Source organism: Streptococcus cristatus, from assembly GCF_008369405.1.
In the GTDB taxonomy this organism is placed as follows: Bacteria; Bacillota; Bacilli; order Lactobacillales; family Streptococcaceae; genus Streptococcus; species Streptococcus cristatus_G.
The window spans coordinates 17,019-39,593 of sequence record NZ_VSJJ01000012.1 but is presented as its reverse complement, the minus strand read 5'-3'; the positions used below and the strand labels follow the sequence as shown (position 1 = coordinate 39,593).

Annotated in this window: 20 protein-coding genes; 18 read left to right on the top strand and 2 right to left on the bottom strand. The window is 41.8% G+C overall.

What is annotated here, in order from left to right:
• Positions 1-6: 6 nt before the first annotated feature.
• The 14 genes from gtfA to FXF62_RS09690 all read left to right on the top strand — a co-directional run bounded on the left by gtfA (position 7) and on the right by FXF62_RS09690 (position 16,043).
• Positions 7-1,536: an accessory Sec system glycosyltransferase GtfA gene (gtfA, locus tag FXF62_RS09755; RefSeq protein WP_149518585.1), complete on the top strand. Its 1,530-nt coding sequence runs from the start codon at positions 7-9 to the stop codon at positions 1,534-1,536.
• Positions 1,537-1,566: 30 nt separating this feature from the next.
• Positions 1,567-2,895, top strand: coding sequence for an accessory Sec system glycosylation chaperone GtfB (gene gtfB / locus FXF62_RS09750; RefSeq protein WP_149518584.1), 1,329 nt, complete (start codon positions 1,567-1,569; stop codon positions 2,893-2,895).
• A gap of 70 nt (positions 2,896-2,965) precedes the next feature.
• Positions 2,966-3,142, top strand: coding sequence for an XRE family transcriptional regulator (locus FXF62_RS09745; protein ID WP_149518583.1), 177 nt, complete (start codon positions 2,966-2,968; stop codon positions 3,140-3,142).
• A gap of 106 nt (positions 3,143-3,248) precedes the next feature.
• Positions 3,249-4,286, top strand: a complete 1,038-nt coding sequence (gene holA, locus FXF62_RS09740) for a DNA polymerase III subunit delta (protein WP_149518582.1) — start codon at positions 3,249-3,251, stop codon at positions 4,284-4,286.
• Between the two features lie 91 nt (positions 4,287-4,377).
• On the top strand, positions 4,378-4,983 hold the full coding sequence (gene sodA, locus FXF62_RS09735; protein ID WP_062005403.1) for a superoxide dismutase SodA: 606 nt from the start codon (positions 4,378-4,380) through the stop codon (positions 4,981-4,983).
• Between the two features lie 179 nt (positions 4,984-5,162).
• On the top strand, positions 5,163-6,245 hold the full coding sequence (locus FXF62_RS09730) for a hypothetical protein (RefSeq protein WP_149518581.1): 1,083 nt from the start codon (positions 5,163-5,165) through the stop codon (positions 6,243-6,245).
• A gap of 111 nt (positions 6,246-6,356) precedes the next feature.
• Positions 6,357-7,409 carry a serine hydrolase gene (locus tag FXF62_RS09725; protein WP_149518580.1) on the top strand — a complete coding sequence of 351 codons (1,053 nt, stop codon included), beginning with the start codon at positions 6,357-6,359 and terminating at the stop codon, positions 7,407-7,409.
• 197 nt (positions 7,410-7,606) lie between these two features.
• Positions 7,607-8,386, top strand: coding sequence for a YhfC family intramembrane metalloprotease (locus tag FXF62_RS09720; protein WP_149518579.1), 780 nt, complete (start codon positions 7,607-7,609; stop codon positions 8,384-8,386).
• Between the two features lie 171 nt (positions 8,387-8,557).
• Positions 8,558-9,244, top strand: coding sequence for a Crp/Fnr family transcriptional regulator (locus FXF62_RS09715; RefSeq protein ID WP_149518578.1), 687 nt, complete (start codon positions 8,558-8,560; stop codon positions 9,242-9,244).
• A gap of 304 nt (positions 9,245-9,548) precedes the next feature.
• Positions 9,549-10,778 (top strand): arginine deiminase, encoded by a 1,230-nt coding sequence (arcA, locus tag FXF62_RS09710; protein WP_015605471.1) that lies wholly within the window; start codon positions 9,549-9,551, stop codon positions 10,776-10,778.
• A gap of 58 nt (positions 10,779-10,836) precedes the next feature.
• Positions 10,837-11,853 (top strand): ornithine carbamoyltransferase, encoded by a 1,017-nt coding sequence (gene argF, locus FXF62_RS09705; protein ID WP_005590765.1) that lies wholly within the window; start codon positions 10,837-10,839, stop codon positions 11,851-11,853.
• 159 nt (positions 11,854-12,012) lie between these two features.
• Positions 12,013-12,960: a carbamate kinase gene (arcC, locus tag FXF62_RS09700; protein WP_149518577.1), complete on the top strand. Its 948-nt coding sequence runs from the start codon at positions 12,013-12,015 to the stop codon at positions 12,958-12,960.
• 212 nt (positions 12,961-13,172) lie between these two features.
• On the top strand, positions 13,173-14,687 hold the full coding sequence (locus FXF62_RS09695) for a YfcC family protein (RefSeq protein WP_149518576.1): 1,515 nt from the start codon (positions 13,173-13,175) through the stop codon (positions 14,685-14,687).
• A gap of 21 nt (positions 14,688-14,708) precedes the next feature.
• Positions 14,709-16,043 carry a dipeptidase gene (locus FXF62_RS09690; RefSeq protein WP_149518575.1) on the top strand — a complete coding sequence of 445 codons (1,335 nt, stop codon included), beginning with the start codon at positions 14,709-14,711 and terminating at the stop codon, positions 16,041-16,043.
• A gap of 89 nt (positions 16,044-16,132) precedes the next feature.
• Here the strand turns inward: FXF62_RS09690 and FXF62_RS09685 are convergent, their stop codons facing one another.
• Both FXF62_RS09685 and queA read right to left on the bottom strand, forming a co-directional pair.
• Positions 16,133-16,603 (bottom strand): arginine repressor, encoded by a 471-nt coding sequence (locus tag FXF62_RS09685; protein ID WP_005590761.1) that lies wholly within the window; start codon positions 16,601-16,603, stop codon positions 16,133-16,135.
• Positions 16,604-16,617: 14 nt separating this feature from the next.
• The gene (gene queA, locus FXF62_RS09680) at positions 16,618-17,646 is read right to left on the bottom strand and encodes a tRNA preQ1(34) S-adenosylmethionine ribosyltransferase-isomerase QueA (RefSeq protein WP_149518574.1); all 1,029 of its coding nucleotides are present in this window, start codon (positions 17,644-17,646) and stop codon (positions 16,618-16,620) included.
• A gap of 315 nt (positions 17,647-17,961) precedes the next feature.
• Between queA and FXF62_RS09675 the strand changes: the two genes are divergently transcribed.
• The 4 genes from FXF62_RS09675 to FXF62_RS09660 all read left to right on the top strand — a co-directional run bounded on the left by FXF62_RS09675 (position 17,962) and on the right by FXF62_RS09660 (position 22,562).
• Positions 17,962-18,669 carry a glucosamine-6-phosphate deaminase gene (locus tag FXF62_RS09675; protein ID WP_149518573.1) on the top strand — a complete coding sequence of 236 codons (708 nt, stop codon included), beginning with the start codon at positions 17,962-17,964 and terminating at the stop codon, positions 18,667-18,669.
• Between the two features lie 105 nt (positions 18,670-18,774).
• The gene (locus FXF62_RS09670; protein ID WP_149518572.1) at positions 18,775-20,112 is read left to right on the top strand and encodes a D-alanyl-D-alanine carboxypeptidase; all 1,338 of its coding nucleotides are present in this window, start codon (positions 18,775-18,777) and stop codon (positions 20,110-20,112) included.
• A gap of 165 nt (positions 20,113-20,277) precedes the next feature.
• The gene (locus FXF62_RS09665; protein WP_187984266.1) at positions 20,278-21,444 is read left to right on the top strand and encodes an MFS transporter; all 1,167 of its coding nucleotides are present in this window, start codon (positions 20,278-20,280) and stop codon (positions 21,442-21,444) included.
• Positions 21,445-21,602: 158 nt separating this feature from the next.
• The gene (locus tag FXF62_RS09660; RefSeq protein WP_149518570.1) at positions 21,603-22,562 is read left to right on the top strand and encodes a competence protein CoiA; all 960 of its coding nucleotides are present in this window, start codon (positions 21,603-21,605) and stop codon (positions 22,560-22,562) included.
• The last annotated feature ends 13 nt before the right edge of the window (positions 22,563-22,575 follow it).

Here is a 22,575-nt window from a genome sequence, read left to right as displayed (position 1 = left end):
TGGTTTATGACAATTTATAACATCAACCTAGGAATTGGTTGGGCAAGCAGCGGAGTAGAGTATGCGCAGATTTATCGTGCAAAATTGCTTCGCAGTGTGGGCTTAGAGGCAAAATTCATCTTTATGGATTTTATTTCAGCTGATAATATTGAACATTTGACAAAGAATATCGGCTTTGAAGACTCTGAGGTCATTTGGCTCTATCAGTATTTTACAGATGTTAAGATTGCTCCAACGACCTATACTCTGTCACATGTTTTAGCTAGTTTTGATAGAGAACCTCTAGAAATTGTTCGGAATCCTGAGAACAAGACCTTCCGAGTTATGTTTGGAGACAATGATTTCGTAACGTGCTATGCTTGCGATATGGATAGTGAGCTGATTGAGCGGGCTGAGATTGTTTCGCGTGGCTGCCTCATTCAGAAAGAATATTATACTTATACCAAAAACTTTATTGAATACTATAGTCCTGTAGATGGTCGGGCTCGTCTCTACCAACGGACTTGGCTCAATGAAGATGGTAGTGTGGCTTACGAAGAGATTATCGATGAAGTAGACGGTAAGCCAGAAACGCAAGTTTATCGTTTTCCAGATCAGGTCTTTTACTCCAAGCAGGAATTTGTTGCTCATTTCATGAGAAGCTTGAAATTGACCGATAAGGATTTACTGATCCTAGATCGGGAGACAGATATTGGCCAGCCAATCTTCGCTAATAAGGGGGCTGCCAAACTAGCTGTCATCGTTCATGCGGACCACTTTAGTGAAAACCCCGCGGAAAAAGATTATATCCTGTGGAATAATTACTACGAGTATCAATTTGAATATGCGGAAGAAGTGGACTACATCATCAACTCGACGGATGCTCAAACAGAGCTTCTAAAAGAACAGTTTGCTCAATATACCGACATCAAACCGAAAGAGGTTTTAACTATTCCTGTGGGCAGCTTGGATCAGTTGCGCCGACCAGAAGGCCCACGGAAGCCTTTCGCTTTGATGACGGCTTCTCGTTTAGCTAGTGAAAAGCATATTGATTGGCTGATTCACTCTGTAGTGAAGGCACATGAGCAATTACCTGAAATCACTTTTGATATCTACGGTACAGGCGGTGAAGAAGCTATGCTGCGGAAGTTGCTTGCGGATCTGAAGGCAGAAGATTATATTCGACTGATGGGGCATCATCATATGACGGATATTTACAAGAATTATTCCGCTTATCTAGCTGCATCTACAAGCGAAGGTTTTGGTCTGACTTTGTTGGAGGCAGTTGGTTCTGGCCTACCCATCATTGGTTTTGATGTTCGTTATGGCAATCCAACCTTTATCCGCGATGGGGAAAATGGCTATCTGATTCCTAAGGCTCGTCCAGATGATTTAGATGCTATGACGACAGAGTATGCGGAAAAGATTGTTCAGCTATTAACTCAACATTCTCAGGAAGATTTGTCCCGTGTATCCTATGAGGTAGCTGAGCATTACCTTGATGAGCATATTGCTCAGCGCTGGTCTGATCTTGTCCGATCGGCTCAGACCAACTGAGTAGGATTCAGAAAGAAAGGCATAACCACTATGATTTGTTTGTTTGACCGCTATGATCAAGCAAGTTTTGATTTGTTACGTTCATTAAAAGCAGCAGGACTTGATTGTCCTGTTGTTGTTGTACAAGACGATGGCTATCTTTCACCAGATGTCGAGTCTCCTTACAGTTATTTTACAGGAGATTTGGACACACCGGAAGGCCGGCCGATTTATTTTAATCTTGTCCCCAAAACGCACCTATGGGAGATTCGCTCCAGCAATGTAAATGGCGAAATCTTGGATATGGGCAAGAAGCGTGCGAATATTTTCTATCGCCAACCAACGCATGAAAGACGTGTACGGGCTGTCGAATGGTTGGATACAGGGGGGCAGGTTCGAGCGGCAGATATCTACAATCGCAAAGGACGCCTTTTCGCACAAATAACCTATGCTCAGACACAACGTCCGACCCATACTCGCTATTTTGACCAGAACAATGTCGTGGTCATTATGGAAAATCATCTGACTGGTGATATTATCCTGACACTGGAAGGAAAACGTCATATCTTTAAATCCAAACAAGAATTTGTCGTCTTTTATCTTCAATATCGTGGATATGATACAGATCGCATTATTTATAACTCTCTAGCGACGCCCTTCTTGGTGGCCTACGCTCTTCGTCCTAAAAATGGCCGTGCAGAAGATCTTCTTTTCTGGCAAGAGCCTATCGGAGAGGCTTTACCAGGCAATATGAAAGCGGCTATGAAGTTGCCTCATCGTAATATCCGCATCGCCGTCCAGGATAGGCAGGTATATGAGAAGATTCAAAGTTTAGCGACTCCAGAAGAAAAAGTCTATTTCCACAATCTTGGCTATATTTATGATTACCAACGCCTGAACAATATGAATCCAGAAGCCTTGATTTTGACCAATAGCGATCAGCTTGAGCAAATAGAGCAACTCGTGACTCAGCTGCCCACTGTGCATTTCCATATCGGAGCAATCACAGAAATGTCCAGCCATTTGATGGGGCTCAATCGTTATCCGAATGTTTCGCTTTATCCAAATATCCGTCCAGCCAAGGTTGCAGAGCTGTTTGATAGATGTGACTTGTATCTGGATATCAATATCAGCGATGAAATTCTCAATGCTTGTCGCACAGCCTTTGATAACAACATGCTGATTCTCAGCTTTAAAAATACTTGCCATAGCCGTCGATTTATTGCGGATGATCACATTTATGCGCCAGAAAATGTCTCGGCCATGGTGGACAAAATCCAAGCTGTCCTGACTCATACTTCGGAGATGGGAACCGCCCTTGACAAACAGAAGCAGGCTGCTAATCAGGCTAGTCTGGAGCAATATAGGGCCATTCTTTAACCATATAGATGAGAACTTGCTTTCGATGAGGGCAAGTTCCTTTATGCAGATTCAGTAAAGGAGGACAATCATGCCAGAGAAGAAAAAGGGAATTCTGCAGGAACATATCAAAGAGCAGCTAGATAATCGTAGGAAGCCGTTGAAAAGAGAGAAGCAAGAGTTTAGCATGATTGCAGTTCTAGGTGGCGTTCTTTTTCTGATCACCCTCTTGGTCACAATCATCATGCAGTTGGGGCAATTCTTCTAGTCCCTGATATTCTAGTCAGAATGATGAAAAACAGCAGACTTTCCTGCTGTTTTTTGTTACAATTTATACATGACTATGAATCAAGAAATTGGAAGGGAGTGCCACTGTGTTAGCAATTGAAAAAATTAGGAAAATCACTCCCGAAAATCTTCCGCCTTTAACGATTTTGACGGGAGATGACTTGGGGCAATTTGAGCTGTTAAAAGATGAGTTTCTGAAGCAGATTCATTATGATCCAGCAGATTTGAATGTGATGCTGTTTGATATGAAAGAAACGCCTTATCCAGATGTGGAACTGGATTTAGTCAGCCTGCCTTTTTTTGCGGATGAAAAGATTATTATTTTAGATCATTTTGCGGATCTAACGACAGCAAAAAAGCGCTATTTGTCGGATGAAGAGCTCAAGTCCTTCGAGCAGTATTTGGAAAATCCTAGTAGTACGACCAAATTGATCATTTTCGCGGAAGGCAAGTTGGACAGCAAACGCCGACTAGTCAAGATGCTCAAGCGCGACGGACAGATCTTTGAAGCAGCTGAGATTAAGGAAGCGGATTTACGCCAGTATTTTGCCAAACAGGCCCAGCTTGAAGGTCTGGACTTTGCTCCGAAGGCTTTTGACCACTTGCTCATCAAATCAGGCTTTCATTTCAGCGAAATCAGTAAAAACTTGGCTTTTCTCAAGTCTTATAAGGAGTCGGGGCAAGTCAGTCTAGAAGACATCGCTGAGGCCATTCCTAAAACCTTGCAGGACAATATTTTTGATTTGACCCAGCTGATTTTACAGAAACAAATTGATGCGGCACGGAGTTTGGTGCGAGACTTAACACTGCAGGGTGAAGATGAAATCAAGCTGATTGCCATCATGCTAGGCCAGTTTCGGATGTTTACTCAGGTTAAAATTTTAGCGGACAATGGCCGATCCGAGAGTCAAATCGTGGCTGATTTATCAGACTATCTAGGCCGCAAGATTAATCCCTTCCAAGTCAAGTTTGCACTCAAGGATGCGCGTGGGCTCAGCCTCAACTTTCTGAAAAGAACCCTGACCTGCTTGATTGAAACGGACTACCAGATCAAGTCTGGCCTTTATGACAAGGATTACCTTTTTGACCTTGCCTTGCTGAGAATTGCGACAGAAAACTTCTAAAAGATTAGGAAAATTTATAAGCAAAATAGTTGAAAAATGTGCGTTTTTGCGTTATGATTTTTATTATAATAAAGAAAATGAGGACAAGTAAATGGCAATTATTTTACCAGATCTACCTTATGCATACGACGCTTTGGAACCTTACATCGATGAGGAAACAATGCACCTTCACCATGACAAGCACCATCAGACTTACGTGAATAACGTAAATGCGGCGCTTGAAAAACACCCTGAAATTGGTGAAGACTTAGAAAAACTGTTGGCAGATGTTGAGTCTATTCCGGCTGATATTCGCCAAGCAGTGATCAACAACGGTGGTGGACACTTGAACCACGCTCTTTTCTGGGAATTGATGACCCCTGAAAAGACAGCTCCTTCAGCAGAACTTGCAGCAGCAATCGATGCGACATTTGGTTCATTCGAAGAATTCCAAGCAGCCTTCACTGCAGCAGCAACAACTCGTTTCGGTTCTGGTTGGGCATGGTTGGTTGTCAACAAAGAAGGGAAGCTTGAAGTAACTTCAACAGCAAACCAAGATACACCAATCTCAGAAGGGAAGACACCAATCCTCGGCTTGGACGTTTGGGAACATGCTTACTACGTGAAATACCGCAACGTGCGTCCTGACTACATCAAGGCTTTCTTCTCAGTTATCAACTGGAATAAAGTGGATGAACTCTACGCAGCAGCTAAATAAAAAGTACAAAGCGAATCTTAATGATTCGTTTTTTAAGTAGTCTAAAGACCGTTTTACTATGACACTGCTCCCAACAATTACAAGTGATTGCTCAGGTTAAGAGACCTCTATAAAGTTGCTTTTAGAAGATGCACATGATATTATAGTTTTGTGGATTGTTGCGAAAGGAAAGTGATGAAATGATGAAAAGTAACCTTATCAAGATCCTTATATTCTTTCTTCTATCCTTGCCCTTGGCAGGCTGTCAATTAGCTCAAAAGCATGCTATTGATAAAGAGAAAGACTATCAATTAGCCATTTTTGATGTCAATAAGATCCTTACCTTTGAGGAAAATAATGGAAGGCTGAAGCAACTGGAGACCATTGCCAGAAATAAAGAACTGAGCTATTGGAAGGAAGGATTTGTTGCGGCGGATGGAGACTCTTTTTTTGCCAAGACCAAGGAAGATAGTCAGTATCGATCTTATGTAGCAACTATTGATAGCAAGACCTTAAAAGAGCGCTTTGTTCCTACTAAGGGGCATACTATTTATACTTCTGCAACAGACGGAACTTACTATTATGCGACAGCTGTCTTTATGGATCGTATTGAGTTTTATAAGTATGATTTGACCTTGAATGTCGTCCATTCTAAAAGCATTAAAAATGCCGAAACCATCAATGCCAGCAATCAATTTGTCGTCATGGGCGATGATTTGTATCTCTTGGTCAGTCAGGTGGGAGGTGCGACAGGCGCCGAGCAGACGGAGCTTTGGCGGATGGACAAGGAATTTACTATCCAAGAAAAAATCAATTTGGAAGAAGCTAATCCATATTTACGTATGGTCAATATTGGCGAGAAGCTCTATTTGACGGAAGCCTTCAATGGTAAGTCAGCAGAAGGCTATATAGGCGGTCGACAGATTTTGGTATATGACTTGACCAATCATAGCAAGGAGTACATCCAGCTTTCGACTAGCTATCCTCTTGACATTTATCATGACCCTGTTCACAATAATTTGCTGATCGCCCATGAGCCAAGCCATTTATCAGGCATTTACTGGACCCTTTATCAGCTTGACTCTGGTAAAGAAACGGTTCTTACCTTTCCTGAAATCCAGCAGGAAGACAGCCGATCTTCATTTTTTACAATGAAAAACGGTCGTTATTATTTCCTTTTTGCGAATAATCTAATCGAGGTGGACGAGCATGGTCAAAAAGTAGCAAACCATGATTTGACTCCCTACCAGTTGAAATCCCCTCATGCTCTCATCATCAAATGATAAAATTAAAACGGATCGCAATGATTCGTTTTAAAATGCCCTTAAATGGATCTTTCTACTTGTCATTTTAATGAGAATCTTTTATAATACTAAAATATTAGGAGAAAAACTTTGATTAAAAATGACATAAAGAAACTGGCTTGCTGGTTCGGTGGTGTTTTCTTATTTATTTGTTATTTGGGTCTTTTGGTGGAACCACAGCGAGCTGATAAAAAGATAGCAGAAGCAGGTCAATCAATCGCTTCCTCACATTCTACAGAAGGAGAAGAAACAAAATCTGAGGCGACTGCGCGTGCTAGCAAGACGATGGAAGAGAAGCGACAGGTGATAGAGCAGGATCTTCCAACCATGGAAGCTTTGGGTTTATCTTACGATTATGCGAATATGACCTTGCCACAAGTTGTTCAGGCTTACATGGATGACATGGGAATTGACTCTTCTCAGATTGCTTTTTCTTATAAAGATCTGACAAGTGGGCAAACTTATGCCATGAATGATACCCAGCCTATGACAGCAGGATCTACCTATAAACTTCCCCTTAATATGTTGGTTGTTGATGAGGTAGCAGCAGGAAAATTATCGCTGGAAGAGCAGTTTGATATTACCAACACCAGCTATGAATACAAGGGAGAGCACGATAACTATGTAGCGGCCTTCAATGGCGCCATGTCTATTACTGATATGCAGGAGTATTCCTTGGTCTACTCTGAAAATACGCCCGCTTATGCGTTAGCAGAGCGACTGGGTGGGATGGACAAGGCCTACAGCATGTTTGAAAGGTATGGTCGGTCAAAAGCTAAAATCAAGACGATCAGCGGCGAAAATAAAACAACAACGGACTACTATATTCAAGTTCTGGAGTATCTGTGGAATAATCAAGAAAAATACAAAGATATTCTTTATTTTATCGGTGTTTCCTTCCCTGGTGAATATTACAAACGTTATTTAAACGATTTGACAATTTACCAAAAGCCTGGGTATGTTAGAGAGGCTCTTAATGTTGATGCTATTGTCATGGAGGAGAAGCCCTATATTGTGGCACTTTATACAGCCTATCTAGGTGGCAGCACAGAAGCTAGTGAGGAGATCAGCGGAGTTGGTATTGATCAGGTTGGTCAAATTGCCTATATCATCAATGAGTGGCACCGGGTCAACATGAATTAAAATTGGCCCAGCAACTAGGCTCTGCAATGAACCTGCTGAATGAGGCTGCTTTATAGAAAATAGTTGTAGAATGCGAGATTGATCCTCGCATTTTGTTCTTAATGTGAGTTTTCTGACCAGCTTTTTTAGAGGATTGACATCTGGGAGGAAAAAGGTATAATTCTAGTAAAACTTTTAATAGTTGAGGAGACGATTTCATGCTTCAAACGCATATTTTGATTGCTATGGTGCTGATTTTAGCCGCTGTAGTCATTCCAGTAATTTATTTTAAAAAGACCAAGCAGATTTCCCTGCTTGTTTTCCTCTTGGGAGGGGTTGGATTTTATCTGTCTAGTCAGATTTTCGAAAATCTCCTACATCGATTGGTTTTACAGCCTCAGGCTGATGGAACGATTGCTCTAATGAAAAATGCTCCCTTGCTCTATGTTTTGTATGGCATTGCAACGGCGGCTATCTTTGAGGAGACAGCGCGCTATGTGATTTTTCGATATTTACAAAAGAAGCGTCCACTGACTATCGGTGATAGTCTGGCCTATGGTTTAGGACACGGCGGGATCGAAGCTCTTTTCATCGGTATTTCAGGTCTCTTGAGTCTGTTTGTCCTCGCTCATCTAGTCAGCCAAGGGGACAGCACTTTGCTGGCGCAATTACCCCAAGCGATGATTTCTTATGTGCAAAAACTACAGGCGAGTCAGATTTATTTACTGGCTTTTGAACGAATCTTAGCACTTGCGATTCAAGTTTTCCTGACCTTCTGGGTTTGGGCAGCTGTAAAAGAGAGAACAGCAAAGTATTTTTTGGCAGCTCTGGTCTTCCATGCCCTTATTAATCTAGCGCCTGCTCTTGTCCAGGTTGGCTGGCTTGCTCAGCCTATCTTGGTCGAAGTTATGATTTTTGTAGAATTTCTTGCTCTGGTATATCTGACCAAGAAATTTCTGCTGGTTTATTTTTCTGAAGCTAGAGTCAGGAAATCTTAGTAATAAATGACAGGATACAGCTTGCTTCAATCAATACTTTAGCAAATAGAACACTTAAAAGGCTGGAAATGGATTCCAGTCTTTTTGCAAGAAGTAACGTGGATAAAGCAATTCGTTTCTTTTGTAAGCGGATTTATGCTATAATACTAGTAGTGAGCAAGAAGGGTTATTATGATCAATAAGGAACATTATCAGATTATTAGACAGCATCCAGCATTTGCACATTTTCCTGTGGAAATTTTTGATAAGATTGCTATTGAGATTCAATTCCGCAAGATTCCCAAGGGACAGATTATTTTCTTTTCAGGGGACCGTAGGGATCGTCTTTTCCTCCTGCATCGAGGTTATGTCCGTATCGAGCAGTACGATTCGACCGATACTTTTTCATATATGGACTATGTTAAAATGAATAGTGTGTTTCCCTATGGGGGCATGTTTTTCGACGAGCGTTATCATTATACAGCTAGTGCGGTTACCAATGTCGAGTACTTCAGCATTCCGATGGACTTGTTTGAAGACTATTCTAAAAAGAACGTGGATCAGCTGCTATTTATTACCAAGCGTTTATCACAAATTTTAGAGTTTCAGGAATTACGCTTGAGGAATGTCGTCTCAGCAAGTGCGACGGACCGTGTAACCCAGTCTCTATCTATTTTATGCATGGATTTGTGCAAAGAGCAGGATACACTTCCATTTCCATTGAGTATGAAAGAGTTGGCCAAGCTAGGAGCCACCACACGTGAAACAGTCAATCAGGTTCTAAAAAAACTAAGAGAAGAAGAAGTGATTGACTACGAGCATAAAAAATTGACATTTAAGAATAAGGATTACTTTATGAGGTATTTTGAAGAAAGCTAATCAATCATTTGATTGGCTTTTTTCAAACATTTTTACACATTTAAAAGTTTTTTCTGATCATATTCTAATATTAATTGAACATATATTTTTTACAAAAAAATATATATTCCTAAAAATAATAGAACAACCAAAATATGCAAAGAAAACGCTTTAAAATAAATAAATATTATAATGTTTTATAAAAAACGCAAAGGAATTGGCATTTGTAATGTAAGATTTTAGGTGTAAGCCTTTCCAATCCATGATAGAATAATAGCATAAAAGGGATTGGGAAACCAAACCTCAACGAAAAGGAGGACAATAGATGTCTACACATCCAATTCATGTTTTCTCAGAAATTGGAAAACTGAAAAAAGTTATGTTGCACCGTCCGGGCAAAGAGCTGGAAAACTTGCTACCGGACTACCTAGAACGTCTTCTTTTTGATGACATTCCTTTCTTGGAAGATGCTCAAAAAGAACACGATGCATTCGCTCAAGCTCTTCGTGATGAAGGAATCGAAGTTCTTTATCTCGAAAAATTGGCTGCTGAATCCTTGATTTCTCCAGAAATTCGTGAACAGTTCATCGAAGAATATTTGGAAGAAGCAAATATTCGTGGACGCGAAACGAAGAAAGCTATTCGTGAATTGCTGCATGGTATCAAGGACAACCAAGAATTGGTTGAAAAAACAATGGCCGGGGTTCAAAAAGTTGAATTGCCAGAAATTCCTGAAGAAGCTAAAGGCTTGACTGACTTGGTAGAATCTGATTATCCATTCGCGATTGATCCAATGCCAAACCTTTACTTCACACGCGACCCATTTGCTACTATTGGTAATGCTGTATCACTCAACCACATGTATGCAGATACTCGTAATCGTGAAACTCTCTACGGTAAATACATCTTCAAATATCACCCAGAATACGCTGGAAAAGTGGAATTGGTTTACAACCGTGAAGAAGATACTCGTATCGAAGGTGGAGATGAGTTAGTTCTTTCTAAAGATGTACTGGCAGTTGGTATTTCTCAACGTACAGACGCAGCATCTATCGAAAAACTTTTGGTGAACATCTTCAAGAAGAATGTTGGCTTCAAGAAAGTATTGGCATTTGAATTTGCTAACAACCGTAAATTCATGCACTTGGATACTGTCTTCACTATGGTTGACTATGACAAGTTCACCATTCACCCAGAAATCGAAGGCGACCTTCGCGTTTACTCAGTCACTTATGAAAACGAAAAACTGAAGATCGTTGAAGAAAAAGGCGACTTGGCTGAGCTTCTGGCTCAAAACCTTGGCGTAGAAAAAGTTCATTTGATTCGTTGCGGTGGCGGCAATATCGTAGCAGCTGGACGTGAACAATGGAATGATGGTTCTAACACCTTGACTATCGCTCCTGGTGTGGTAGTGGTTTATGACCGCAATACCGTAACCAACAAGATTTTGGAAGAATACGGGCTTCGCTTGATTAAGATTCGCGGAAGTGAATTGGTTCGGGGCCGTGGTGGACCTCGTTGTATGTCTATGCCATTTGAACGTGAAGAAGTTTAATTCGTGTTCGACAATTTATCAATAGAAAATTTAATAACTAGAAAGAGGAAATAACAGAATGACACATTCAGTATTCCAAGGACGTAGCTTCCTTGCAGAAAAAGACTTTACTCGTGCAGAATTAGAATACCTTATCGGACTTTCAGCTCACTTGAAAGACTTGAAGAAACGCAATATTCAGCACCACTATCTTGCTGGTAAGAATATCGCTCTCTTGTTTGAAAAAACATCTACTCGTACGCGTGCAGCCTTTACTACAGCAGCTATCGACCTTGGTGCGCATCCAGAATACCTTGGTGCTAATGATATCCAGCTTGGTAAGAAAGAATCTACAGAAGATACAGCTAAAGTATTGGGACGTATGTTTGACGGGATTGAATTCCGCGGCTTCAGCCAACGCATGGTAGAAGAATTGGCAGAATTCTCAGGTGTTCCAGTATGGAATGGTTTGACTGACGAATGGCACCCAACTCAAATGCTTGCTGACTACTTGACAGTTCAAGAAAACTTTGGTCGCTTGGAAGGCTTGACATTGGTTTACTGTGGTGATGGACGTAACAACGTTGCTAACAGCTTGCTGGTAACAGGAGCTATCCTTGGCGTTAACGTTCACATCTTCTCACCAAAAGAACTCTTCCCAGAAAAAGAAATTGTTGAATTGGCAGAAGGCTTTGCTAAAGAAAGCGGCGCACACATCCTCATCACTGAAGATGCAGACGAAGCTGTTAAGGGTGCAGACGTACTTTACACAGACGTTTGGGTATCTATGGGTGAAGAAGACAAATTCGCAGAACGCGTTGCACTTTTGAAACCTTATCAAGTTAACATGGAATTGGTGAAGAAAGCTGATAATGAAGACTTGATCTTCTTGCACTGCTTGCCAGCATTCCACGATACAAATACTGTTTACGGTAAAGATGTCGCTGAAAAATTTGGCGTAGAAGAAATGGAAGTAACAGACGAAGTCTTCCGTAGCAAGTACGCTCGCCACTTTGACCAAGCAGAAAACCGTATGCACACAATCAAAGCTGTTATGGCTGCTACACTCGGCAACCTTTACATTCCAAAAGTATAATTTATAAACCGTAATACCAACAGCTATGAGGGCTGCGACTAATAGCTTTAGTCCAGTCCTCTTTTATATGATGGAAATCTGTTATTTCTTATAAAGTATTTGAAAAATCATTAATCTGAAATCTAAGCGCATTCGATTGAATGTGATAAAGGAGAACTTATGGCAAATCGTAAAATTGTAGTAGCTTTGGGAGGAAATGCGATTCTCTCTTCTGATCCATCAGCAAAAGCTCAACAGGAAGCTTTGGTGGAAACAGCTAAGCACCTTGTGAAACTGATCAAAAACGGGGATGATTTGATCATCACTCACGGTAATGGTCCTCAAGTTGGAAATCTCTTGCTCCAACACTTGGCGGCTGATTCTGAAAAGAACCCTGCTTTCCCGCTCGATTCACTTGTTGCTATGACAGAAGGTAGCATCGGTTTCTGGTTGCAAAATGCCTTGCAAAATGCTCTCTTGGATGAAGGCATAGAAAAAGATGTTGCTTCAGTTGTGACACAAGTTGTTGTAGATAAAAATGACCCAGCTTTTGTCAACTTGAGTAAACCAATTGGTCCTTTCTATTCAGAAGAAGAAGCAAAAGTAGAAGCTGAAAAGAGCGGAGCAACTTTCAAAGAAGATGCTGGTCGTGGATGGCGCAAGGTTGTTGCTTCACCAAAACCAGTGGATATCAAGGAAATCGAAACAATTCGTACCCTCTTGAATGCTGGTCAAGTGGTCGTTGCTGCTGGTGGTGGCGGAATTCCAGTCATCAAGGAAGACAACGGTCATTTGGCTGGTGTGGAAGCTGTTATTGATAAGGACTTTGCTTCTCAACGCTTGGCAGAATTAGTCGAAGCTGACCTCTTCATCGTCTTGACTGGTGTAGACTATGTCTTTGTAAACTACAATAAACCAGACCAAGCAAAATTGGAACATGTGAATGTTGCTCAGCTGGAAGAATATATCAAACAAGACCAATTTGCACCAGGAAGCATGCTTCCAAAAGTAGAAGCAGCTATCGCTTTTGTCAATGGCCGTCCAGAAGGAAAAGCAGTTATTACTTCCCTTGAAAACCTTGGAGCTTTGATTGAATCTGAAAGCGGAACAATTATTGAAAAAGGATAAGTTATTTTACTGGTAAGATGTATTTAATTTCTAACATCTTTATATCAAATTAGGAATAATTTTTGAAAATAAGTGTGATATTTTCAAAAAATACTAGTTTTTTAGACCTTAATATGGTAAAATAATTATAAATTAAAAGCGTTTTTCTTAAATATTTATTTAAGAAAGTGGTTGGTTTTTTGCACTTTGTTAGACATTAGGAGGAAAAACAAATGAGTGAAAAAGCTAAAAAAGGGTTTAAGATGCCTTCATCTTACACCGTCTTGTTACTAATCATTGCTGTTATGGCAGTGCTGACTTGGATTATCCCTGCAGGTGCCTTTGTAGATGGTGTTTACAAGGCTCAACCGCAAAATCCGCAAGGAATTTGGGATGTCCTCATGGCACCGATTCGGGCTATGCTAGGTACTCATCCAGAGGAAGGCTCGCTGATTAAAGAAACCAGTGCAGCGATTGATGTAGCCTTCTTCATCCTCATGGTTGGTGGTTTCCTTGGCGTTGTCAATGAAACTGGTATGCTAGATACTGGTATTGCTTCTATTGTGAAGAAATACAAGGGCCGCGAAAAGATGTTGATTTTGGTTCTCATGCCTTTGTTTGCCCTTGGTGGTACAACTTATGGTATGGGTGAAGAAACCATGGCCTTCTATCCTCTTCTTGTGCCAGTTATGATGGCTGTTGGATTTGATAGCTTGACTGGGGTTGCCATTATCTTGCTCGGTTCACAGATTGGATGTTTGGCATCTACCTTGAACCCATTTGCGACAGGTATCGCTTCATCAACTGCTGGTGTAGGTCTTGGGGAAGGAATTATCCTTCGTTTAATCTTCTGGTTTGTCTTGACTGGTCTTAGTACTTGGTTCGTTTACAAGTATGCTGATAAGATCCAAAAAGATCCAACTAAGTCTCTCACTTATGCAACACGTGATGAAGATATGAAATTCTTCAATGTTGGTGAAGACGAAGAAAATGTCAACTCAACTCTTACTAAGAAACAAAAACATGTCTTCGTACTCTTTGTTCTTACTTTCGTCTTGATGGTATTGAGTTTCATTCCATGGGGTGACTTGGGCATTACTTTCTTTGGAGACTTTAATACTTGGTTGACTGGTCTTCCAGTTATCGGTAAGATTGTTGGTTCATCTACAGCTGCTTTGGGTACTTGGTACTTCCCAGAAGGCGCAATGCTCTTCGCCTTTATGGGTATCCTTATCGGTGTTGTTTATGGTCTTAAAGAGGACAAGATTATCTCTGCCTTCATGAATGGTGCTGCTGACTTGCTCAGTGTTGCCTTGATCGTAGCGATTGCCCGCGGTATCCAAGTTATCATGAACGATGGTATGATTACCGACACTATCCTCAACTGGGGTAAAGAAGGCCTAAGTGGTCTGTCTTCACAAGTCTTTATCGTTTTGACTTATATCTTCTATCTGCCTATGTCATTCTTGATCCCATCTTCATCTGGTCTTGCCAGCGCGACTATGGGTATCATGGCTCCTCTCGGAGAATTTGTAAATGTACGTCCTAGCTTGATTATCACTGCTTACCAATCTGCTTCAGGTGTCCTGAACTTGATCGCACCAACATCTGGTATTGTGATGGGAGCTCTTGCACTTGGACGTATCAATATCGGTACTTGGTGGAAATTCATGGGCAAACTCGTTGTCGCTATCATTGTAGTGACTATCGCCCTTCTTCTCCTTGGAACTTTCCTTCCATTCCTATAAAATAGTGAGTGAGGTGATTCCATGAAAATAGATATAACAAATCAAGTGAAGGATGAATTTCTTACATCATTAAAGACTTTGATTTCCTATCCTTCTGTACTTAACGAGGGAGAAAATGGAACACCTTTTGGACAAGCAATCCAAGATGTCCTAGAAAAAACTTTAGAGATTTGTCGAGGTTTAGGTTTCACTACCTATCTTGACCCTAAAGGTTATTACGGATATGCAGAAATCGGTCAGGGAGCAGAGCTCCTGGCCGTTCTCTGTCATTTGGATGTTGTTCCATCAGGTGATGAGGCGGATTGGCGGACCCCGCCATTTGAGGCAACTATCAAAGACGGCTGGATTTTCGGACGTGGTGTTCAAGATGATAAGGGACCGTCAATGGCTGCTCTCTACTCAGTCAAGTCTCTGCTAGATAGAGGAGTTACATTTAAAAAGCGGGTACGTTTTATCTTTGGTACAGACGAGGAGACCCTCTGGCGCTGCATGGGGCGGTACAATGAACTAGAAGAAACAGCGACGCTTGGCTTTGCACCAGATTCTTCCTTCCCTCTGACCTATGCTGAAAAAGGCCTCCTACAGGTCAAGCTACACGGTCCTGGCTCAGATCAGCTAGAGCTAGAAGCAGGGGCAGCCTTTAATGTTGTACCTGGCAAGGCTAGCTACCAAGGAGAGCTTTTGGACCAGGTCGTAGCAGGTTTGCAGGCAGCTTCTTTTGACTACGAGCAAAGTGATCATCAAGTTACTGTTCTCGGCCTCCCTAAGCATGCCAAGGATGCAGCTGAAGGTATCAATGCTATTGTTCGACTGGCGACAGTTTTGCAGCCTTTACAAGCTCATCCTGCCTTGGCCTTTATTGCAGAAGCGGTGGGAGAAGATGCGACTGGCGGCCGTTTATTTGGCGACATTTCGGATGAACCCTCTGGCAGACTCTCCTTTAATATTGCAGGTCTGACGCTGAACTCAGAAAAGTCTGAAATACGTATTGATATTCGGATTCCTGTTTTGGCGGATAAAGATCAGCTAGTGGCAAAACTAGCAGAGATTGCTGGGCGCTACCAGCTGAGCTATGAAGAATTTGACTATCTGGCTCCGCTTTATGTACCTAAGGACAGCGAACTGGTCAGCACCCTGATGGCTATCTACCAAGAAAAGACGGGCGATACCAGTCCAGCTATGTCCTCTGGTGGGGCTACCTTTGCTCGAACCATGCCAAACTGTGTGGCCTTCGGCGCTCTATTCCCAGGTGCTGAGCAGACGGAGCATCAAGCCAATGAAAGAGCGTCTTTAGATGATCTCTATCGTGCGATGGATATCTATGCTGAGACTATTTGCCGCTTGGCAGGAGAGTAAAATTGCTAGGATAGATATCAGTGTTGAGGATTTTTCCAAGTAAAAACTGTGAATCAAAATGAAAAGAGTTGGATTTTCCAACTCTTTTGTTATTTACTAAAGAAAAATGGGGGTGCAAATTCTTTGAGTTTATCAAAGCATTCGATAGCAGCTTGATTATCCTCGCAGATGATCAGGCAGACATCGTCTCCACAGACGGTAGCAACAATCTGGGGCAACTCTAGAGCGTCTAAAATGGCACCAAAAGATTGGGCTAGTCCGGGTAAGGTTTTCATGACGACTTGATGCTGAACGGGGCGGAGCATGACGAGGGCATCTTCCATATAGAAGCGCAGTCTTTTCTCCCAACGAGAAGGGGCGATGCTGTTAATGACATAGTAGGATTTGTCATTTTCGGTCACTTTGACTAGATTGAGAGTTTTCATGTCACGAGAGAGAGTAGACTGGGTGACAATGACACCATTTGCTTCCAGTAGTTCTTGGAGTTCTTGCTGGGTATGGACCCTTTTTTCCATAATGAGGGAGCGGATGAGGCGATGCCTACTTTCGATTTTATTCATAGATTCACCTGTATTTATTTGATAAACATAGCGTCGCCAAAGCTAAAGAAGCGATAGCGCTCAGCAATAGCGTGCTCATAGGCTTGCAGTGTCAGTTGGCGTCCAGCAAAAGCTGATACTAGCATGACAAGGGTTGATTTTGGCAAGTGGAAGTTGGTCGAAAAGGCATCGACAATCTTCCACTGATAGCCTGGCTTGATAAAGATATTGGTCCAGCCAGAGTCGGCTTGGATTTGACCATCGAATTTGCTGCCGATTGTTTCTAAAGTACGAATGGACGTGGTGCCGACAGCAATGATGCGGTGGCCGCTAGCCTTGACTTGACGCAGGGTCTCAGCTGCTTCTTCAGACAAGCTATAAAATTCGGAATGCATCTCATGTTCTTCCAGATTGTCAACTGATACAGGACGGAAAGTTCCGAGTCCGACATGCAGCGTCAGGTAGACGAGTTTAACGCCTTTTGCCGCAATTTTATCCAGCAATTCCTCTGTGAAATGGAGGCCAGCGGTAGGAGCGGCAGCAGAGCCGTTTTCTTTAGCATAGACTGTCTGATAGCGTTCACGGTCCTCTAGCTTCTCATGGATATAAGGTGGCAGGGGCATTTCACCCAAACTTTCTAGAACTTCTAGGAAAATGCCCTGATAATCAAAGCGAACGATCCGTCCACCGTGCTCCAGCTCTTCTGTAACAGTAGCAGTCAAACGGCCATCACCGAAAGAAACACGCGTTCCGACTCTGAGTCGTTTGGCGGGCTTGGCTAGAACTTCCCAGAAGTCTCCTTGGGTATTTTTCAAGAGCAGGAGCTCTACATGACCGCCGGTTTCAGGCTTGGTCCCATAAAGGCGGGCTGGCAGGACACGGGTGTTATTCATAACCAAGGCATCGCCTGGCTCAAGTTGGTCAATAATATTGTCAAAATGTTGGTCACTAAACTGGCCAGTTTCCCGGTCTACAATGAGCAGGCGAGAAGAGTCTCGCTTCTCCAGAGGAGTTTGAGCAATCAGTTCTTCCGGCAAGTGAAAATCAAAATCAGCAGTATTCATTCTATCTCCTTAAATAGTTCTCATGATCCAAATATAGTAGGCGGCAAGCAAAAAGGGAATACTGATAAAGAAAATTCCCAAGCATAAAAAAATTAGTTGCCAACCTAGATGTTTTTTTAAGAAAAGCCCAGCGGTAAAAAGGGCAATTCCTAGTAAAAAGATTATAATCATTGGTAATAGCATACTTTTATTATACCACGATTTGACGCTAAGTCCTTCAGTAAAATTTGAAAAATTAGGCAGAATCTACTTGACAAAAATTGGTCTATACCATATAATAAAATAAGGAATCAATCAAGAAAATAGGAGAATAGAATGAAAGTTATTCGTGTTGAGAATCAAGTAGAAGGCGCAAAAGTAGCTTTAGAAATCTTGAAAGAAAAGTTGGCACAGGGGGCCAAAACATTGGGGTTGGCAACAGGAAGTAGTCCGATTGAGTTTTACAAGCAAATCATTGCCAGTGACCTAGATTTGTCAGAGCTTACCAGTGTAAACTTGGATGAGTATGTGGGACTTTCAGAAGATAATCCCCAGTCTTACCGTTACTTTATGAATGAGCAGCTATTTAATAAAAAGCCTTTCAAAGAAAGCTTTTTGCCAAACGGTGTAGCAGAAGATGTGGAAGTAGAAGTGAAACGCTACAATCAAGTCTTGGCTGATCATCCAGTGGATTTGCAAATTTTGGGAATTGGGACCAATGGTCATATTGGCTTTAATGAGCCAGGAACTAGTTTTGATAGCACTGTCCATATCGTCGATTTGGAGCAATCAACTATCCAAGCGAACGCTCGCTTCTTTGAGAAGATAGAGGACGTACCGACTCAAGCCATCTCAATGGGAATTCGGAATATCTTAGATGCGAAATCAATCATCCTCTTTGCCTATGGCGCTTCTAAAGCTCAAGCCATCGCAGGAACAGTCCGAGGAGAGGTGACAGAAACTGTGCCAGCTAGCGCCCTTCAGGGCCATGAAGATGTCGTAATTATTGCAGACAAAGAAGCTCTAAGTTTATTAGAAGCCTAACAATTTATTTCCTATCTAATTTTTAGGTAGGATTTTTTATATTTATCAAAAACATGATTAAAAATATGATATACTAGTTAGGAATGATTTTTTTGGAGGATAAATGTGAAGAAGAAGTTTTTGGTGTTTGGATTGATTTTGTCCGCCTTTCTATCACCGCTTTCTGCTGCGGCAGATGAATTGGTAGATATGGCACGAAAAATGTATCCCAATGAAAATGTACAAGCAATCAATCGCCCTAAGTCATCTTTGATGATTGACGGAAATACGGGTGATATACTGTGGCAGGATAACATTGATGAGGTTCGCGATCCAGCCAGCATGAGTAAGATCATGACCTTGTACTTGGTTTTTGAAGCCATTAAAGAGGGAAAACTCAGTTTAGATACGGTGATTAAGGCGACACCGCAAGATCAGGCCGTTGCGGGAATTTATGAAATTTCCAATAATAAAATCGTGGCTGGGGTCAATTATACTGTTTCTGAGCTGATTACCATGACAGTTGTGCCTTCTTCTAACGCAACAACAGTGATGCTGGCAAATTACCTATCGGATAATGATCCCGATGCTTTCTTGGATAAGATGAACGCGAAAGCACAGGAACTAGGCATGACCAACACCAAATGGTTTAATGCCAGTGGTGCTGCGGCAGTTTCCTTCAAAGGTTACTATACTCCTCAGAGATATAATAACTTCGCTAGCAACCAAACAACGGCACGTGATTTAGGAATTTTAGTTTATAATTTTGTAAAGAACTATCCAGATATTTTAAACTATACCAATCAGGCCAAAGTGACCGTCAAGGCTGGTACGCCTTATGAAGAAACATTTGAGACTTATAACTACTCACTGCCGGGTGCTCGCTACGCTCTGGAGGGAGTAGATGGTCTGAAGACGGGTTCAAGTCCGAACGGTGCCTTCAACTACATTGCAACTGTCAAGCGTGGAAATCAGCGCGTGATTGGCGTTATCATGGGCGTTGGCGACTGGTCTGACCAAGACGGTGAATATTACCGTCATCCATTTGGAAATGCCTTGATCGAAAAATCTTATGCTGACTACGAGTATAAGAAACTGTTCTCTAAAGGGAAGCAGGAGATTGGTGGAAAAACTTACAATCTGCCCGAAGATTTTTATGCGACAATCAAAAGAGATGCGAAGGCAAAGCCTGTAGTTGAGAATGGTGTCTTGAAGGCCGGAAATGATCTATACACGCTCTCTCCAAAGATCTCTGATGAGATGAAAGTGGAGGAAGTAGATACTTCTGTTACCCAGTCTGCCAAAGAAGAAGTCACTAAGAAAGAAAATAATAAAACTTGGTATAGTGACTTGCTAAGCAACCGCTGGTTAATTGCCTTGCCAATTGTCATTATTATCCTGATTTTCTATATTGAGAATCGGAAATCGAGAAAAGCTAAAGCAAGAGTTAGAAAAAATAAATAAATGATTGCATTTAGCTTGCAAGCTGAAATAGAGGCTGGGACAAAAGTCCTAGCCTCTCAATCGTCTTTGGATTATCGAGCAAGACGCAGTGGTTGAGTGGGCTCTACTAGGCTGATTTCATCTTTCTGTCCCACTCTCTATTCTATTTTTGGAGAGGTTTTGATGATGGGGAAAAAGTTTTCTAATAGCTATTTTGCTTATTTTCTGATGTATAATTTTTATTTTCTTTCACTTTCGTTGTTTTCGACCTTGATATCGGTTTATATGCTGGATCAGGGGTACACGGCGGGTCAAGTATCCATTGTTGTATCAGCTTCCTTCTTTTCTTCCATGCTGGCTCAGCCCATCATGGGAATGTTGAGTGATACACTCGGAATCAAGAGAGTTTCGCTTGTCAGCTTTGGATTGATCATTATGGGAGCCATATTTTTTATGCAAGCTGACAATCTCTGGCTGTTAGCCATCTGCTACAGTTTTGTCTTGATGCTCATTAACGGAGTCAGCACAGTGATGGATGTATTGGCGACCCAGAGCCCTTATAAATACGGGAAAATTCGGATTTGGGGGACAATCGGTTATGCCTTTGGTTCTCAGCTGGCAGGTTTGATTTATAAAAATATTTCTCCCCAGGCCATTTATCTGGTCTTTATTGGGACTATGTTGCTGAGTATTATAGGGATTCTTGGCATGAATCCTAAGCGGGATAGGTTGACTAAAAAGACTGAAAAAAGAGGTCGATCGCTCTTTTCAGCCATTCTTAAAAACAAAACCTATCTTTTTTATCTCATTCTTGTTGCCCTTTACTCAGGTGTGGGCAATACAGGTCACACTTATATTCCGTCCATGCTAGAAGCCAGTGGTTTGAGTGTTGACTGGGCAACGACGGTCGTAGCTGTCTCTGTACTATGCGAGGCGCCCTTAATCTTTTATTCCTACCTTTTCATGGATAAAATCTCTGTCAAAAAGTTGCTCTATATTTGCTTGGGCATGATGCTCCTTCAGTATGCGGTTTATGCTCTGAATTTTGGCTTAGGTTCGAAAATAGCAGTTACACTGCTTTCTAAACATGCTTCTGGTATGGTACTGACCATGCTTAGTCTGCGCATTGTAGCAAATTTGGTGGATGAAAAATATTTGGTGACAGCCTTTGCGCTGCTCCAGACAGGGAGAAATTTGGGCACGATTTTCATTCAGAATATGTCAGGGTCTATCTTGGATCACTTTGGCTATGACAGGATGAATCTTATGTTGACAGTCATTATAGGTCTAGTGCTCTTACTTGCTTTCTTCTTGAAAGTTCCTGAAAAGAAGAATCAGAATTTATTTGGATGAGGAAAAACGAGTCTGGAAATTTTTCAGCTCGTTTTTGTTTTGGGAGATTGCATAAGTGAGAGAATAAATAATACTTCGTTCCATTTCACAAGCTCTCACTTTGGCTTTTTAATTACGAATAAAGATATAAAAGACATTGTTTTGAAAGGGAAATGCTCATGTTGCTTGCGAAAAATGAAGAGGGGATTTTGCTGAATGCCATGGAAAACCAGCCGTCCCTAGGCGAACAAACCTTTTGTCCGGCTTGTTCGGGGGCGGTCCGCTTCAAAAATGGAAGGGTCATGCGACCGCATTTTGCTCATATTTCTCTTGAAAATTGTTCGTTTTATACGGAAAATGAAAGTGCGGAGCATTTGAACTTGAAAGCTGGCCTTTATAGCTGGGGAAAGCAAAGCCAAGAGGTTCAGGTGGAGGCCTTTTTGCCTGAGATAAGGCAGATCGCCGACCTTTTACTGGATGGACGCATAGCGTTGGAGGTCCAATGCAGTCCACTCAGTCAGGAAAGGCTTGAAGAACGAACCCTGTCCTATCGCCAGCATGGCTATCAGGTCCTCTGGCTCTTGGGCAAGAAATTATGGTTAAAACAGTCGCTGACGAAACTACAAAAGGACTTTCTTTATTTTAGTCAAAATATGGGCTTTCATCTTTGGGAATTGGATGAGAAAAAGCAGGAGCTTCGGCTTAAGTATCTGATCCACGAGGACTTGCATGGGCGAGCTCAGTACAAGGTCAAATCCTTTCCTTTTGGTCAAGGATGTCTTTTATCTGTCCTACGCAGTCCCTTTCAAAAGCAGGGATTAGAAAGCTATCTGGCTAAGCAGGATCCAGAGATTTGTCGCTATGTTCGTCAGCAGCTTTATTACCAGCAGCCTCGATGGATGAAGCTCCAAGCCCAGCTTTATCAAAAAGGAGACAATCTTCTGACCAAGTCAGTAGAGGATTTTTATCCGCAGGTTCGGCCTGTCCAAGGTGCTTCTTTTTGTCAAATAACAAAAGATTTAACTCCCTATTACCAGCACTTTCATCGCTATTATCAGACTGAAAAAAATAAGCAGCTTCAAATTATCTATCCACCAGTATTTTATGCGAGGATTTCCCCAGCTTTTATGATAAAATAGAAAAGATGGAGGA

Bases quoted from the DNA above. Each gene is read 5' to 3' on its own strand.
- gtfA (WP_149518585.1), top strand. From the start codon at position 7: ATGACAATTTATAACATCAACCTAGGAATTGGTTGGGCAAGCAGCGGA.
- gtfB (WP_149518584.1), top strand. From the start codon at position 1,567: ATGATTTGTTTGTTTGACCGCTATGATCAAGCAAGTTTTGATTTGTTA.
- FXF62_RS09745 (WP_149518583.1), top strand. From the start codon at position 2,966: ATGCCAGAGAAGAAAAAGGGAATTCTGCAGGAACATATCAAAGAGCAG.
- sodA (WP_062005403.1), top strand. From the start codon at position 4,378: ATGGCAATTATTTTACCAGATCTACCTTATGCATACGACGCTTTGGAA.
- FXF62_RS09730 (WP_149518581.1), top strand. From the start codon at position 5,163: ATGATGAAAAGTAACCTTATCAAGATCCTTATATTCTTTCTTCTATCC.
- FXF62_RS09720 (WP_149518579.1), top strand. From the start codon at position 7,607: ATGCTTCAAACGCATATTTTGATTGCTATGGTGCTGATTTTAGCCGCT.
- FXF62_RS09715 (WP_149518578.1), top strand. From the start codon at position 8,558: ATGATCAATAAGGAACATTATCAGATTATTAGACAGCATCCAGCATTT.
- arcA (WP_015605471.1), top strand. From the start codon at position 9,549: ATGTCTACACATCCAATTCATGTTTTCTCAGAAATTGGAAAACTGAAA.
- argF (WP_005590765.1), top strand. From the start codon at position 10,837: ATGACACATTCAGTATTCCAAGGACGTAGCTTCCTTGCAGAAAAAGAC.
- arcC (WP_149518577.1), top strand. From the start codon at position 12,013: ATGGCAAATCGTAAAATTGTAGTAGCTTTGGGAGGAAATGCGATTCTC.
- FXF62_RS09695 (WP_149518576.1), top strand. From the start codon at position 13,173: ATGAGTGAAAAAGCTAAAAAAGGGTTTAAGATGCCTTCATCTTACACC.
- FXF62_RS09690 (WP_149518575.1), top strand. From the start codon at position 14,709: ATGAAAATAGATATAACAAATCAAGTGAAGGATGAATTTCTTACATCA.
- FXF62_RS09685 (WP_005590761.1), bottom strand. From the start codon at position 16,603: ATGAATAAAATCGAAAGTAGGCATCGCCTCATCCGCTCCCTCATTATG.
- queA (WP_149518574.1), bottom strand. From the start codon at position 17,646: ATGAATACTGCTGATTTTGATTTTCACTTGCCGGAAGAACTGATTGCT.
- FXF62_RS09675 (WP_149518573.1), top strand. From the start codon at position 17,962: ATGAAAGTTATTCGTGTTGAGAATCAAGTAGAAGGCGCAAAAGTAGCT.
- FXF62_RS09665 (WP_187984266.1), top strand. From the start codon at position 20,278: ATGGGGAAAAAGTTTTCTAATAGCTATTTTGCTTATTTTCTGATGTAT.
- FXF62_RS09660 (WP_149518570.1), top strand. From the start codon at position 21,603: ATGTTGCTTGCGAAAAATGAAGAGGGGATTTTGCTGAATGCCATGGAA.